Source organism: Brachybacterium atlanticum (assembly GCF_025669985.1).
GTDB classification, from domain to species: Bacteria; Actinomycetota; Actinomycetes; order Actinomycetales; family Dermabacteraceae; genus Brachybacterium; species Brachybacterium conglomeratum.
Window position 1 is genome coordinate 15,423 of the sequence record NZ_JAKJJW010000024.1, and the last position, 14,450, is coordinate 29,872.

13 protein-coding genes are annotated in these 14,450 nt (G+C 73.0%); 4 read left to right on the forward strand and 9 right to left on the reverse strand.

The genetic code is table 11. The annotated features are described in order from the left end of the window. The first annotated feature begins 79 nt into the window (after nt 1-79). Nucleotides 80-715 (forward strand): L-threonylcarbamoyladenylate synthase, encoded by a 636-nt coding sequence (locus L3K22_RS11870; RefSeq protein ID WP_263311546.1) that lies wholly within the window; start codon nt 80-82, stop codon nt 713-715. A gap of 40 nt (nt 716-755) precedes the next feature. Here L3K22_RS11870 and L3K22_RS11875 read toward each other — a convergent pair whose 3' ends face one another. The 8 genes from L3K22_RS11875 to gcvT form a co-directional block, all read right to left on the reverse strand. After that, nucleotides 756-2,066 carry an MFS transporter gene (locus tag L3K22_RS11875; protein ID WP_263311547.1) on the reverse strand — a complete coding sequence of 437 codons (1,311 nt, stop codon included), beginning with the start codon at nt 2,064-2,066 and terminating at the stop codon, nt 756-758. A 154-nt stretch (nt 2,067-2,220) separates the two neighbouring features. Next, nucleotides 2,221-2,460 carry a hypothetical protein gene (locus tag L3K22_RS11880; RefSeq protein WP_263311548.1) on the reverse strand — a complete coding sequence of 80 codons (240 nt, stop codon included), beginning with the start codon at nt 2,458-2,460 and terminating at the stop codon, nt 2,221-2,223. 88 nt (nt 2,461-2,548) lie between these two features. After that, the gene (locus tag L3K22_RS11885; protein ID WP_263311549.1) at nt 2,549-3,292 is read right to left on the reverse strand and encodes a gamma-glutamyl-gamma-aminobutyrate hydrolase family protein; all 744 of its coding nucleotides are present in this window, start codon (nt 3,290-3,292) and stop codon (nt 2,549-2,551) included. A gap of 114 nt (nt 3,293-3,406) precedes the next feature. After that, a complete protein-coding gene (locus tag L3K22_RS11890) occupies nt 3,407-4,549 on the reverse strand; it encodes a glycosyltransferase family 4 protein (protein ID WP_263311550.1) in 1,143 nt (380 codons plus the stop codon). A gap of 155 nt (nt 4,550-4,704) precedes the next feature. Beyond that, nucleotides 4,705-5,916 (reverse strand): cobalamin-independent methionine synthase II family protein, encoded by a 1,212-nt coding sequence (locus L3K22_RS11895; RefSeq protein WP_263311551.1) that lies wholly within the window; start codon nt 5,914-5,916, stop codon nt 4,705-4,707. Nucleotides 5,917-6,035: 119 nt separating this feature from the next. After that, nucleotides 6,036-8,969 carry an aminomethyl-transferring glycine dehydrogenase gene (gene gcvP, locus L3K22_RS11900; RefSeq protein ID WP_263311552.1) on the reverse strand — a complete coding sequence of 978 codons (2,934 nt, stop codon included), beginning with the start codon at nt 8,967-8,969 and terminating at the stop codon, nt 6,036-6,038. Between the two features lie 86 nt (nt 8,970-9,055). Beyond that, a complete protein-coding gene (gcvH, locus tag L3K22_RS11905) occupies nt 9,056-9,427 on the reverse strand; it encodes a glycine cleavage system protein GcvH (RefSeq protein WP_263311553.1) in 372 nt (123 codons plus the stop codon). Between the two features lie 43 nt (nt 9,428-9,470). Continuing rightward, complete coding sequence (gene gcvT, locus L3K22_RS11910) at nt 9,471-10,604, reverse strand: glycine cleavage system aminomethyltransferase GcvT (protein ID WP_263311554.1); 1,134 nt, start codon at nt 10,602-10,604, stop codon at nt 9,471-9,473. A 217-nt stretch (nt 10,605-10,821) separates the two neighbouring features. Between gcvT and L3K22_RS11915 the strand changes: the two genes are divergently transcribed. Next, nucleotides 10,822-11,394 carry a GNAT family N-acetyltransferase gene (locus L3K22_RS11915; RefSeq protein WP_263311555.1) on the forward strand — a complete coding sequence of 191 codons (573 nt, stop codon included), beginning with the start codon at nt 10,822-10,824 and terminating at the stop codon, nt 11,392-11,394. 59 nt (nt 11,395-11,453) lie between these two features. On the opposite strand, the gene L3K22_RS11920 is transcribed toward L3K22_RS11915, so the two are convergent. Continuing rightward, nucleotides 11,454-12,716, reverse strand: coding sequence for an arginine deiminase (locus L3K22_RS11920; protein ID WP_263311556.1), 1,263 nt, complete (start codon nt 12,714-12,716; stop codon nt 11,454-11,456). 111 nt (nt 12,717-12,827) lie between these two features. Here L3K22_RS11920 and L3K22_RS11925 point away from each other — a divergent pair, with 111 nt between their 5' ends. Beyond that, nucleotides 12,828-13,667, forward strand: a complete 840-nt coding sequence (locus L3K22_RS11925; protein WP_263311557.1) for an aldo/keto reductase — start codon at nt 12,828-12,830, stop codon at nt 13,665-13,667. After that, nucleotides 13,664-14,443 (forward strand): SIR2 family NAD-dependent protein deacylase, encoded by a 780-nt coding sequence (locus L3K22_RS11930; RefSeq protein WP_263311558.1) that lies wholly within the window; start codon nt 13,664-13,666, stop codon nt 14,441-14,443. Before L3K22_RS11925 ends, L3K22_RS11930 begins: the two co-directional genes overlap by 4 nt. The last annotated feature ends 7 nt before the right edge of the window (nt 14,444-14,450 follow it).

Genomic DNA, 14,450 nt, shown 5'->3' on the forward strand with positions numbered 1-14,450 from the left:
CCGCCCCAGCACCGGCCTCGACGCGCGCCCTGTCCGCGCGGGACCGCCCCGCCCGCCCCGTGCGGGCGTACCATCGGGCATGGCCAGATCACGTCGCTCCGCGAAGTATCTCGACATCCATCCGGAGGATCCGCAGCCCCGCCTGATCGCGCAGGCGGTCGCCGCGCTCGAGGAGGGCGGCCTGATCGCCTATCCGACGGACTCCTGCTACGCGCTGGGCTGCCGTCTCGGGGACGCGGACGGCCTCGAGCGGATCCGTCGCATCCGACAGGTCGGCAAGGACCACCACTTCACGCTCGTCTGCGCGGACTTCGCCCAGCTGGGGCAGTACGTGCTGGTCTCCAACCCGACCTTCCGCCTGGTCAAGAACGCGACCCCGGGGCCGTACACCTTCATCCTCCCCGCGACCCGGGAGGTGCCGCGCAAGATGGCCCATCCCAAGAAGCACACAGTCGGGGTGCGGATCCCCGATCATCGGGTGGCCCATGCGCTGGTCGAGGCGCTCGGCGAGCCGATCCTGTCCTCGACGCTGCTGCTGCCCGGGCAGGAGGACCCGCCCTCGGAGGGCTGGGTGGTGCAGGACCTGCTGGGCGAGCAGGTCGACGTGATCATCGACTCCGGCGAGGTGGGGATCGAGCCGACCACTGTCGTGGACCTCACCGGGTCCGAGCCCGTGATCGCCCGTGAGGGCGCGGGGGACGTCGACCGGATCTGAGCCGCGCGATCCTCGCCCCCTCCGTCCGATCCCGCGGTTCTCAGCCCTGCTGCGCGCTCCGGCGGGTGGAGAGGGCCCCGGAGAACGCGAGGATCCCCAACGCGTAGATCGGCACCAGCCACAGCGCGTAGCGCAGCGTCAGCGCGTCCGCGAGCGCGCCGACGAGCGGCGGGGTGAGGAAGAAGCCGAGCCGCGCGAACCAGCCCACCACCGTGATGCCGACGCCGGAGGGCACGCCCGGGAGGTTGTCGGCCGTGCGGAAGGCCGCCGGGAACAGGGTGGCGATCCCCCAGCCCGCCGCCGCGAAGCCGAGCAGCGCGGTCGCCGGGCTGGGCAGCACCAGGGCGATGCTCATCCCGACCAGGGCGATGAGGGCGCCGACGCGGGCGGTGACGCGGTCGCCGAGCCGGTCCACGATCGCGTCGCCGGTGAAGCGGCCGATCGTCTGGGCGCCCTGGAGGGCGACGAAGGCCATGCCGGCCAGGAACGGGGTCGCCTCGAAGGTGGAGCGCATGAACAGCGCGCCCCAGGTGTTGCCGGCGTCCTCGGTCGACCCCGCGAACACGAGCACCATGCCCAGCGCCGCCACGAGCCCCAGCGAGCGCAGGCTCATCCCCGCGATGCGCCGTCCCGCGGGCGCGACCGGCGGCACCTCGGCGGCGGAGGAGGCGGACGGACCCGCCGGGGAGTCGCTCGACGTCCCACCGGCACCGTCCGTCGCGGCGACCGGCGCGCGCTCGGTCGAGTCGTCGCCCGGCAGCAGGAACCGGTAGGAGCCCAGCACGAGCGCGCCGAAGACGATCAGGCCCGCCACGCCCTGCGCCCACAGCGGCAGTCCGACCTGCGCGGCGGCCGCGCCCAGCAGCCCGCCGAGGACCGCGCCGAGCGACCACCAGCCGTGGTAGCTGTTCATGATGGAGCGCCGGTAGCGGCGCTCGACCCGCATGCCGTGCGCGTTCATGGAGATGTCGGTGAGCGCGTCGGCGGCCTGGGCCAGCAGCAGCGCGGCCGTCAGCCACAGCCAGGAGCCGGAGACGTAGATCGCCAGGTGAGAGGTCGAGGCGAGCAGCTGGAAGGCCACGGAGGTGCGGGCCGAGCCGAAGCGGGACATCAGCCGGGCGGCGAACAGCCCCGCGAGCAGTCCGCCGAGCGGCCCCAGCCCGACCGCGAGGCCGAAGGCGGTGTTGCTCAGCCCGATCGACTCCACCAGCTCGGGATACCGCGGCAGGATCGCGCAGAAGGAGGCGCCGTTGAGGAAGAAGATCAGCGAGACCGCCCGGCGCGCGAGCATCGCGTCACGCGGCACGGCGGGGCGGAGGGCGTCGTCGGCCGACGGTGAGTGAGCGTTCACGATGCACCATTGTCCGTCACGACGGGGGCTGCGTCACGCCGGGCCCTCGCAGGGGCTCTCCCGTGCGGTCGGGCCGGGCAGGAGCGTCCCGGACATGACCGTGCCCGGCCGCCGCGAGGGCTGCCGGGCACGGTGGAGGATGAGGAGCGAGGGCTCAGGTGAGGAAGCGCGGCACCAGGTCGAAGGTGACGAACAGCGCCACCAGGCACATGGCCAGGCCCGCGATGAAGGTCGCGGCGGTGAACATCGCCATCACGTAGAGGCCGGCGACGAACAGGCCGAACAGCACGAGGAACAGCACCACCGACAGGACGACGTTGTTGCCCTTCGAGGTCATGTTCTCGTCCTGGTGCACCCGCGCGCGGCTCGTGTCCGCGACGTGCTCGTTGCTCATGCTGCCTTCTTTCCTGACTCTGCCGGTCCGCGACCGGTGGTGCGGCGTCCACGGCGCCCGTCATCAGGCGCGGGCGACCAGGTCCATCCTAGACCAGTGCGCGGCTGCTCGCCGCCACATCCCGGTGCCGGATCGCGGTGAGCAGGCTCTCGAACACCGCAGCGCCGCTCTCGCCGTCGATCTCGGGATGCCACTGCACCCCGGTCACGCCGGTGCCCGAGGCGGCCTCGACCGCGAGCGGGAGACCGCTCGCGTGCCGCGCGACGATGCGCAGGTCGCCGCGGACCTCGCGCACGCCCTGGTGGTGGAAGGCGGTGACCCGGGCCGAGGTGCCGAGGGCGAGGGCGAGGTCGCTGGCCGCGTCGATCTCGACGTCGACCGCGGTGGGGGCGAGCCCGGTGGTCGGGTGGGCGGGGACGTCCTCGGGCAGGTGGCGGTGCAGCCGGCCGCCCTCGGCGATCGTGATGATCTGCAGGCCGCGGCAGATCCCGAGCACGGGCACGCCGACGCGTCGGGCGGTGCGGTAGAGCGTGGTCTCGAAGGCGTCGCGGGCGGGGTCCGGGGTCATGTCGGTCCCGAGCGCGTCCTCACCCCAGGCCGCGGGGTCGAGGTCGGTGCCGCCGGTGAGGACGAGGCCGTCGAGCTCGGCGAGCTCCTCCTCGGTCCAGGGGTCCTGCGGGGAGAGGATCACGGGCCGGGCGCCGGCCTCGCGCAGTGCGCGGACGTAGTGCTCGTTGACGACGACGGCGTCGTGACCCTCCCAGGCGCCGGACATCATGGTGCGGGTCCCCGCGGTCACGCCGATGAGCGGGCGACGAGTGCGCTGCGCCATGATGTTGTCCTTTCCGCAGTGGAGCCGGGTCACGAGCCGCCGATCGGCGACAGGACTCAGTCCACCCTGCGGCAGCCCCTCCCCGCGAGCTGTGTGGCGGAATGTGACGGCGGCTCAGCGAGCGGGCACTCCGGCGTGCTCCTCGATCGCCCGGCGGTAGTAGCCGCGCAGCTGCTCGCTGAGCACCGGCCAGGTGCGCTTGCGCACGGACTCCAGCGCCGCCGTGCCGATGGCCTCGCGCTTCGCGTCGTCGAAGAGCAGGTCCGCGGCGCGGTCGCGGAGCTCGTCGAGCATCCCCGGAGTGTACAGCCAGCCGGTGCGGCTCGGGGTGACCAGATCCACCGGTCCTCCACGGCGCGGCGCGATGACGGGCAGGCCGGAGGCCATGGCCTCCTGGATCGTCTGCCCGAAGGTCTCGAGCTCGCCGGGGTGGACGAAGAGGTCGGCGCTGGCGAGGTGCGCGGCGAGGTCCGTGCCGGAGCGGAAGCCGGCGAAGCGCGCCCGGGGCATGTCGCGACGCAGGGCGTCCCGCTCGGGGCCGTCGCCGATGATCAGCAGGCGCACCCCGGGCATGTCGTGCAGCACGCGCAGATCGGCGACCTGCTTCTCGGGGGCGAGCCGGCCCACGTAGACCACGAGCTTCTCCTCCGGCGCGGCGTAGCGGGCCCGCAGCTTCGCGCTGCGCAGCGAGGGGGAGAACAGCGAGGTGTCCACGCCGCGCCGCCACAGGTGGACCCGCTCGATGCCGTGCTCGAGCATCTGGTCGCGGGTCGCGGTGGACGGGGCGAGGTTGAGGGTGGCGCGGTTGTGCACGTCGCGCAGCAGCTGCCAGGAGGCGTTCTCGAGGAAGGGCATGCCGTAGCGGGCCGTGTAGCCGGGGATGTCGGTCTGGTACACGGCGACCGTCGGCACCCCGGCCTTCTGCGCCGCGACCACGGCGCGGCCGCCGAGGATCATCGGCGAGGCGAGGTGGATGACGTCGGGCGCGAACTCGTCGATGCGACGGCGCAGGGTGGCGGCGCTGGTGGTGGCGATGCGCACCTCGGTGTAGCCCGGCATGGGCGCCGAGGCGATGCGGCGCACCCGGACCCTGCGTCCGCAGGAGGTGCGCAGGTGCTTGTCGGCCCCGGGCCACTTGGGGGCGATGATCCCGAGATCATCGCCCGAGGCGGCGAAGTGGTCGACGACGCGGAGCACCGAGTTGGTGACCCCGTTCATGTGCGGCAGGAACGATTCGGCGACGACGAGGATCCTCACGCCCCAGATGCTCCGCCGCCCGGGTCTCCGCGGCGCCACGGGGGCGTGACGTGTCGTCGACCAGGCGGTGAACTCTCGCCCCCGCCCGAGGGCCCGGACGCGGGGTCCCGACCGGCTCCGATCAGGACCCCGCGGGGCTCAGCGGCGCGCCGGCCTCACAGCCGGGAGGAGGCGAGGGCCGCGCCCTCCACGAGCGAGGCGAGCTTCGCCCAGGCGATCTGCGGGTGGATGCGCCCGCCGAGTCCGCAGTCGGTCGAGCCGATCACGCGCTCGGGGCCGACGATCCGCGCGAAGCGCTCCAGTCGCTGGGCGACCAGCTCGGGGTGCTCGACGACGTTGGTGGCGTGGGAGACGATGCCGGGGACGATCACCTTGTCCTCCGGCAGCTCGAGGTCCTGCCACACGGTCCACTCGTGCTCGTGGCGCACGTTGGCGGCCTCGAAGGAGTAGTACTTCGCGTCGATCTCGAGCAGCAGCGGCGCGATGTGGCGGAACTCGATGTCGGTGGTGTGCGGGCCGTGCCAGGAGCCCCAGCACAGGTGGAAGCGGGTCTGCTCGGTCGGTACGTTCACCAGCGCCCGGTTGACGGCGTCGACGCGCTTGCGGGTGAACTCGACGTAGTCGGCGACGGAGGGCTCGGGGTTGATCTGGTCCCAGTTCTCGGCGATCGACGGGTCGTCGATCTGCACGGTCAGGCCCGCGGCGGCGATCGCCTCGTACTCGGGGCGCATCACCTCGACCCAGGCGTCGAGGAAGGCGTCCTCGTCGCCGTAGTGGTCGTCGGTGATGCGGGAGCCGGAGCCCGGGGACAGCGCGGCGAGGTAGCCGTTCGCGTAGCCGGCGGAATCGAGCGCGGCGCGGAAGTTCGCCACGTCCTGCGCGACCAGCTCGCGACCGGTGTCGGAGTAGGCGATCGCGGAGGTCGCGGCGGGAAAGGTGGGCTGGGAGCCGACGGTGATGCCCGAGGTCGGGTCCTGGTACGCCTCCGCGAAGAGCGTCCAGTCCCGGCGATCGGGGAAGGTGGTCAGGCGCACGTTCCCGGGGGTGGAGCGCACCGGCTCGGAGGAGAAGTAGTCGCTGCCTGTGATCTCCAGGCCGCTGACCCGGTCGAAGATGTAGGACCACCAGGAGCCGTAGTTCACGGCCGAGCCCATCAGGTGCCCGTACTCGCCGTCGTTGGGGATCGAGATCCCGATCTCGCGCTGCTTCGCGACGACGTCGACGACGGCCTGGCGCAGCACCTCGCGGAACTCGTCGGTGGGGGCGGGGGTCAGCCCGTCCTCGCCGACGGGGCGGGCGGCGTTGGCGGCGATGAGCTCCGGGGTGCGAGGCAGGGAGCCGGCGTGGGTGGTGAGGATCTCGGTCATGGGCCGACCCTATGAGCAGGGGCGCCCGGACGCGAACCGGGCCGTCACAGCAGTTCACGAACACGCCCGCCCGGGCCGCGGGAGCGGTCCGGGCGGGCGAGGGGCGGGATCGGCCGAGGTCAGTCCAGCGGCCAGGTGGGCACCAGGTTGCGGTCGCCCCAGGCCTGGTCGATGCGACGCACCGGCGGCCAGTACTTCGACTGGATCCGCATCTGGGCGCTGTCGTGGACGGAGTCGTCCTCGGGCGCGGTCCAGGAGCCGGGGTAGACGGCGATCTCGCGGGAGTAGGGGTGGGTCCACTCCCCCGTCGCGATCGACGAGGCCGTGTGCGGCGCGTTCACCAGCGGGTTGTCCTCGGCGGGCCAGGTGCCGGCGATCACCTCGTCGGCCTCCTTCGCGATCATCAGCATCGCCTCGACGAAGCGGTCGATCTCGGCGAGGTCCTCGGACTCGGTGGGCTCGACCATGAGCGTCCCCGCGACGGGGAAGGACATGGTCGGGGCGTGGAAGCCGTAGTCGATGAGGCGCTTGGCGACGTCGTCGACGGTGATCCCGGTGCGCTCGGTGAAGGGGCGCAGGTCCACGATGCACTCGTGGGCGACCAGCCCGTTCTCACCGGTGTACAGGATCTCGTAGGACTCGGAGAGGCGGCGGGCCATGTAGTTCGCCGCGAGCACCGCCGAGGCGGTGGCGTGGCGCAGCCCGTCCGGCCCCATCAGGCGGATGTAGGTCCAGGTGATCGGCAGGATCGACGGCGATCCGTAGGGTGCCTGCGAGACGGGCGCGCCGCCGTGGACCTGCTCCCCCGCCCCGGCGACCGGGTGCGACTCGCGCTGGATCTCGGGGTGACCGGGCAGGAACGGCGCCAGGTGCGCCTTCGCCGCGACCGGGCCGACGCCCGGGCCGCCGCCGCCGTGCGGGATGCAGAAGGTCTTGTGGAGGTTCAGGTGGGAGACGTCGCCGCCGAACTCGCCGGGGCGCGCCACCTGCAGCAGCGCGTTGAGGTTCGCGCCGTCGACGTAGACCTGGCCGCCCGCGTCGTGCACCAGCTCGCACACGGTGCGCACCTGCTCCTCGTACACGCCGTGCGTGGAGGGGTAGGTGATCATGATGGCGGCGAGCTCGTCGCCGTGGTCCTTGATCTTCTGCCCCAGGTCCTCGAGGTCGATGTTGCCCTTCGCGTCCGAGGCGACGACCACGACGCGCAGGCCCGCGTTCACGGCGCTGGCGGCGTTGGTGCCGTGGGCGGAGCTCGGCACGAGGCACACGTCGCGGGAGGACTCGCCGCGGGAGGCGTGATACGCGCGGATCGCCAGCAGGCCCGCGAACTCGCCCTGCGAGCCCGCGTTGGGCTGCAGGGAGACCGTGTCGTAGCCGGTCAGGTCCGTCAGCCAGGTCTCGAGCTGGGTGATGAGGTCGAGATAGCCCGTCACGTCCTCGGCCGGGGCGAAGGGGTGGATCCCGTTGAACTCGGCCCAGGTGATGCCGGCCATCTCGGTGGCGGCGTTGAGCTTCATCGTGCACGAGCCCAGCGGGATCATGCCGCGGTCCAGCGCGAAGTCCCGGTCGGAGAGGCGGCGCAGGTAGCGCATCATCGCGGTCTCGGAGCGGAAGGAGGAGAACACCGGGTGGCGCAGGAAGGGGTCCTCGCGCACCAGGCCCTCCCAGCCGGCTCCGGAGCCGACCTCGGCGAGCTCCTGGCCGGGGGTCGGGGCATGCGGGGCGAAGGCCGCGGCGATCGCCTGCAGGTCCGCGGCGGTGATCGTCTCGTCCAGCGACAGGTGGACCACGTCGTCGCCGAGGACGCGGACCAGGAACCCGGCCTCGCGCAGGGAGGCGGCGATGTCGGAGGCGGTGCCGGTGGCCCGCACCTCGAGGGTGTCGAAGAAGGACTCCGCGACCAGCTCGAAGCCGCTGCGGCGCAGGAGGTCGGCGAGGGAGGCGGTGCGGTCGGCGACCGCGCGACCGATCCGGGTCAGCCCCTCCGGGCCGTGGTAGACGGCGTACATCGCGGCCATCACGGCCAGCAGCACCTGCGCGGTGGTGATGGAGCTGGTGGCCTTGTCGCGGCGGATGTGCTGCTCGCGGGTCTGCAGGGAGAGGCGGTAGGCGGGGTTGCCGTCGACGTCGCGGGAGACGCCGACCAGGCGGCCGGGCAGCTGCCGCTCGAGGCCCTTGCGCACGGCGACGAAGCCGGCGTGCGGGCCGCCGAATCCGAGCGGGATGCCGAAGCGCTGCGTGGTGCCGACGGTGACGTCGGCGCCGAGCGAGCCCGGGGAGGCGAGCATGGTCAGGGAGAGCAGGTCCGCGGCGACGATCGCGACGGCCTTGGTGGACCTGACCTCAGCGATGACGTCGCGTGGGTCCCAGATGCGGCCGGAGGCGCCGGGGTACTGGATCAGGGCGCCGAAGTAGTCGCCCTCGGGGGCGCCGCCCGTGCGGAAGTCGACCTCGCGCAGCTCGATGCCGAGCCCGTCGGCGCGGCCCTGCAGCACCGCCTTGGTGGCCGGCAGCGCGTCGGCGTCGACGAGGAAGACGTTCCCGTTGCGCTTGGCGGTGCGGCGGGCGAGCATCAGCGCCTCCGCCGCGGAGGTCGCCTCGTCGAGGGTGGAGGCGCCCGAGACGTCCATCCCGGTGAGGTCGCAGACCATGGTCTGGAAGGTCAGCAGCGCCTCGAGTCGGCCCTGCGAGATCTCGGGCTGGTACGGGGTGTAGGCGGTGTACCAGGCGGGGTTCTCCAGCACATTGCGCTGGATGACGGCGGGGGTGTGGGTCCCGTGGTAGCCGAGGCCGATCAGGGAGCGGTGCACGGTGTTGCGGTCCGCGAGGGCGCGGAGCTCTTCGAGCGCGGCGGGCTCGGTGATCCCGTCGGGGACGGATGTCGCGTCGAGCGCCTCCTCGTCCAGCAGGATCGTGGAGGGCACCGCGGCCCGCAGCATCTCGTCCAGGGACTCGTAGCCCAGGACCTCGAGCATGTGGCGCTGGGCGCCGGGGTCGGTGCCGACGTGGCGGCGGACGAAGGAGTCGTGATCGAGCGCAGGCGTTGCGGTCATGAAGGCGTGTCCCTGGGGTTCTACGTGGAGGTGCGGGGTCGTGGCCTGGGCGCGGGGCGGCCCGGCGCCGGGCCGCCCCTGCATGCTCAGGACTGGGTGAGGGCCTTGTACTCCTCGGCGCTGAGCAGGTCGTCGGGCAGCGCCTCGAAGGTGGCCTTGATCAGCCATCCCTCCTCGAAGGGTGAGGAGTTCACGAGCTCGGGCTCGTCGACGACGGCCTGGTTGGTCTCGGAGACGGTGCCGCTGATCGGCGAGAAGAGATCGGAGACGGACTTGGTCGACTCGATCTCGCCCATCTCGGTGCCGGAGGTGATCTCGGAGCCGACCTCGGGCAGGTCGACGTAGACGACGTCGCCGAGCTGCTCGGCGGCGAAGTCGGTCACGCCGATGACGGCGACGCCGTCGGACTCGACGCGGACCCACTCGTGGTCCTTGCTGTAGAGGAGTTCTGCGGACATTGCTGTGGTCCTTCCTGGGGACGGTCGGGGAACTCGGAGCCGCTCAGCCGCGGCGGTAGAAGGGCGTCTCGACGACGCGGACCGGCAGGTCCTTGCCGCGCACGTCGACCACCAGCTCGGTGCCGACCTCGCGGTGGGAGGAGTCGATGTAGGCCAGCGCGATGGGATGGCCGAGGGTCGGCGAGAGCACGCCGGAGGTGACGGCGCCGATCTCGTTCCCCTCCCCGTCGCGGACGGCGGAGCCGGCGCGGGCGGCCCGGCGGCCCTCGGCCGCGAGGCCCACCAGGACGGGCAGTACCTCGGTCTGCGCCGCCTCGGTGGCTTCCCGGCCGACGAAGTCGCCCTTGGAGGAGAGCGCGACGACGCGGCCCATGCCCGCCTGGGCGGGCAGCAGGTCCCGGCTCAGCTCGTTGCCGTACAGCGGCATGCCGGCCTCGAGGCGGAGGGTGTCGCGGCAGGCGAGGCCGCAGGGCACGATGCGGTCCCCGCCGACGGCGGTGAGGGCCTTCCAGAGCTCCTCGGCGGAGTCGTCGCCGACGTACAGCTCGAAGCCGTCCTCGCCGGTGTAGCCGGTGCGGGCCACGAGCAGGTCGCCGCCGCGGTAGGTGCCCTCGGCGAAGCGGTAGTACTTCATCGAGGTGATGTCCTCGGCGGTGACGCCCTCGACGGCGGAGTCCTCGACGACCAGCAGGTCCAGCAGGATCTGCTCACTGGCGGGGCCCTGCACCGCGATCAGGGAGGTGCGGTCCGAGGCGTCGTCGACCTCGACGTCGAAGCCCGCGACGCGGGCACGGATCTCCTCGGCGTCGACGACGGCATTGGAGGCGTTGGCGACGACGAGGAAGTGGTCCTCGGCGAGCCGGTAGACGATCACGTCGTCGATCACCCCGCCCTGCTCCGTCAGGAGCAGGGTGTACTTCGCCCGGCCGACGGCCACGGCGGAGAGCTTGCCGGCCATGGCGTGGTCGAGGGCCTCGCCCGCCTGCGGCCCGCGCAGGTGGATCTCGCCCATGTGGCTGAGGTCGAAGAGGCCTGCGCTCTCGCGCACCGCCCTGTGCTCGGCGAGGTCCGAGTCGTAGCGGACCGGCATCCGCCATCCCGCGAAATCCGTGAACGTCGCTCCGAGCGACTCGTGGACCGCCTCCAGTGCCGTGCTGCGAAGGTCCTGGTCGACCATGGTGCTCCTACTCGTCCGGGGACTGCGTGAATGTTCGTCACGACCGACTCGCGAGGCCCGGTGCGGGACCGGGCACCGACGCTCGGCGGCACACCGATGTGCCGCAGAGTCACCATACCGAACCCGGACACGCCTCGCGGTCCTCGTCGCACCCCGTCGCCACGGAGACGCGGACCCCGACGGGCGCGACCGGCCCGGTGCTTGTACCGTGGTGGTCGTGACGAAGGAAGGCACCGCCGAGTGGCCCGTCCGGATCCGCAGTCCCCGACTCGTGATCCGGCCGCCGGGCGACGGCGACCGCACCGCGCTGATCCGGCTGATGACCGACCCGGTCACCCGCGAGTACCTCGGCGGCGCCGTGGACTACGCCTCCCGCCAGGCGCTCGAGCTCTCCCCGCTGGGCATCACGTGGGGGCGCTGGGTGCTCGCCCTGGCCGAGGACGACACGATGATCGGCTCGATCACGCTGGACTACGACCGCGGGGAGCTGGAGCTGTCCTACGCGCTGCTGCCCGAATGGACCGGCCTGGGCTACGCCGCGGAGTCCTGCATCGCGCTGCTGGACTGGGCGCGCCGCGAGCTCGCGGACGAGGTCGTCATCGCGATCAGCCAGACCCGCAACAAGCGCAGCGTCGCCCTGCTGCGCAAGCTCGGGTTCACGGTGCGCAAGGGGCTCGAGGAGTTCGGCACCCAGCAGCTGCTGCTGGAGCGCTCGCTGCGCGAGCCGCTGCCCGCCCAGGAGACGACCCTGCAGACCGCTGAGGACCCGCCGCCCCCGACGCGCCGCTGAGGGCGCCGCGCTCAGCGACGGCGACGCTCAGCCGCGTCGGCGATCAGCCGCGACGGTGCTCAGCCGCGTGCTACGGGGCAGCTCATGCAGCGCGGACCGCCCCGACCGCGCCCCAGCTCGTCGCCCGCGAACTCGAGCACCTCCACCCCCTGGGCGCGGAGGTAGTCGTTGGTCGCCGCGGCCCGCTCGTAGGCGATGACCCTCCCCGGTGCGAGGGCGAGCACGTTGCACCCGTCGTCCCACTGCTCGCGCGCGGCGGCGTAGGCGTCCAGCGGCGGGGTGAGCACCCGCAGGGAGGGGACCCCGAGCCCGCGGGCGAGCACGGCGTCCATCTCGTCGGCCGACCGCGCCCGGGAGACCAGCCGGTCGCCGAGCCGCTCGATCTCGAAGGTCTCCAGCGCCGGCAGGGGCCCGAAGCGGAGCATCGATTCCTCGTCGACGACGGTCGTGACGGTGTCCAGGTGCATCATCGCGCGGCGGTGGGGCAGCGCGATCGCGATCACCCGGTCCACCGCGTCGTCGGCGAGGAGGGCGGCGGCCAGGCGCTCGACGCCGACGGCGCTGGTGCGCTCCGACATCCCGATCGCGACCGTGCGCGGGGACAGCATCATCACGTCGCCGCCCTCGACGCTCGCCGCCCCGGCGCCGTCGCGGCCGAGCAGGCGGCGCGGACCGCCGGGCCCGGCGAAGCGCGGATGGTGGCGGTAGACCATCTCCAGGTGGAGGCTCTCCCGCCGCCGGGCCGAGCGTCGCATGGCGCCGACCGAGACCACGTCGCCGATCCAAGCGGAGGTGTCGCGGGTGAACAGGTGGTTGGGCAGCGGGTCGAGCACGAGGTGCTCCTCCCCCACCCGCTGCAGCGCGATCGAGCGCGGCTCCGCCCCGAGCGACCTCAGCTCGCCGACGGTGATCCCGCCGATCAGCACGTCCACGAGCGCCTCGGCCTCGAGGTCGGCGAGCCCTCCGCGCAGGTCCTGGACGGCGATGTCGCCGAGCACGGCGGGGTCGAGGGCGCGGGCGAGCAGGTGCTCCCGCAGCCCCGCGTCGCGCACGATGTCGACGAGCAGGTCCCGCAGCTGGAGGACCTCGACCCCCTGGTCGCCCAGGAGGCGGGTGAACTCGTCGTGCTGCGCCTCGGCGCGGTCCCGCCACAGCACCTCGTCGAAGAGCAGCTCCTCGCGGGTGTCCGGGGTGAGCCGCTCGAGCTCGCGGCCGGGTCGGTGGACGAGGACGGTGCGCAGCGGCGAGATCTCGTCGTGCACCCCGTGTGCGCCCGCGGCGGGGGCCGCCTCCGGGGTCGGGGCCGTGCCGGTGCTGCTCATGCTGCGCTCTCCTCGCGGGTCGACGTCCTCGTCCTGCCGGACGCTAGCAGAGCACCGGGGCGGGATGATCGATACGCTGGGAGCACCCGTCACCGTCATCCAGGAGGATCCGTGTCCGAGCTGTCCATCCCCACCACCGCCCTCGCCGACGGCACCGTCTTCCCGCTGGTCGGCTTCGGCACCTCCGGCATGAAGGGCACGGGCGGCGCCGACGCGGTCGCGGCGGCGCTGCGCGCCGGCTACCGGCTCGTCGACACCGCCGCCCAGTACGGCAACGAGGCCGCCGTCGGCCAGGGCCTGCGCGACAGCGGCCTGGACCCCGACGAGGCGCTGATCACCACCAAGATCGCCGGCGGCGACCAGGGCCGGGAGGAGGCCCGCGAGGGCCTGCTCGGCTCGCTGCGCCGCCTGGGCCTGCCCCGCGTGGCCCTGACCCTCATCCACTGGCCGAACCCGTCGCGGGGCCTCGCCCTGGACACCTGGCGCACCCTCGTCGAGCTGAAGGAGCAGGGCCTGACCCAGCACATCGGCGTCTCGAACTTCCGCCCCGAGCAGCTGCAGCGGCTGATCGACGAGACCGGCGTCGTGCCCGAGGTGAACCAGATCCAGCTCTCCCCCGCCCTGCAGCGGCGGGAAGCCGTCGCCTTCCATCGCGAGCACGGCATCGTCACCCAGGCCTGGGGCCCGCTCGGCGGCCGCGAGGGCCTCGGCGAGCAGTTCGCGCTGCGCCGCGTCGCCGAGAAGCACGGCGTGAGCACCTCGCAGATCTCGCTGCGCTGGGCCGTGGACCAGGACATCGTCGTGATCCCGAAGTCGCAGGACCCGACCCGTCAGCGCACCAACGCGACGCTCGAGGGGATCTCCCTGGACGACGAGGACCGTGCGCTGCTGGCCTCCCTCGACCTCGGGGAGGACGCCGCCTGGGACTCCCGCGAGCACGAGGAGTGGTGAGCACGGCCGCTCCCTTCGTCCCGGGACCGGAGCACCGTGAGGTCGTCTTCCTCACGGGCTCCGGGCTCAGCGCCCGCACGGGGCTGGGCACCTTCCGCGGCCCGGAGGGCCTGTGGGCGCTCGAGCCGGAGACCGAGCGGGCGATGCACGCCTCGCTGCTGCCGGGCTCGCTGCCGCAGCTGTGGGCCGTGTGGGGGCGGATGGCCTCGATCGCGCTCGCGCACGGCCCCACGCCGGGGCACCGGGCGATCGCCCGCCTCGGTGCGCCGGTGATCACCCAGAACGTCGACGGGCTGCACCAGGCCGCGGGCAGCGAGGTCGTCGCCGAGCTCCACGGCAGCGCCCTGCACGCGGTGTGCCTGGGGCGGCGCTGCGACTGGCGGGCGGTGCTCGCACCGGGCGAGGGGTCCTCCCCCGAGGACCACGGCGTGCCCGGTCACTGCCCGCGCTGCGGGGAGCCGACCCGCCCGGACGTGGTGCTCTTCGACGAGCAGCTGCCCTCCGCGCAGCTCGAGCTCGCCATGCGCCTCGCGCAGCGTGCGGATCTCCTCGTCGTCGTCGGCACCAGCGGGGTCGTCTTCCCCGCGGCGCAGCTCGCGCCGCTGGCCCGGGAGCACGGGGCGACGACGGTGCTGGTGGACATCGCTCCTCCGCACGGCTCCTCGGAGCTGTTCGACCACGTCCTGACCGAGGACGCGCACGAGGTGCTGCCCGCCTGGGAGCGTCGCCTCCACCGCGTCGGCGGGACCTCGTTCCTCGATCCCTTCGGCGCCTGAGCGCAGC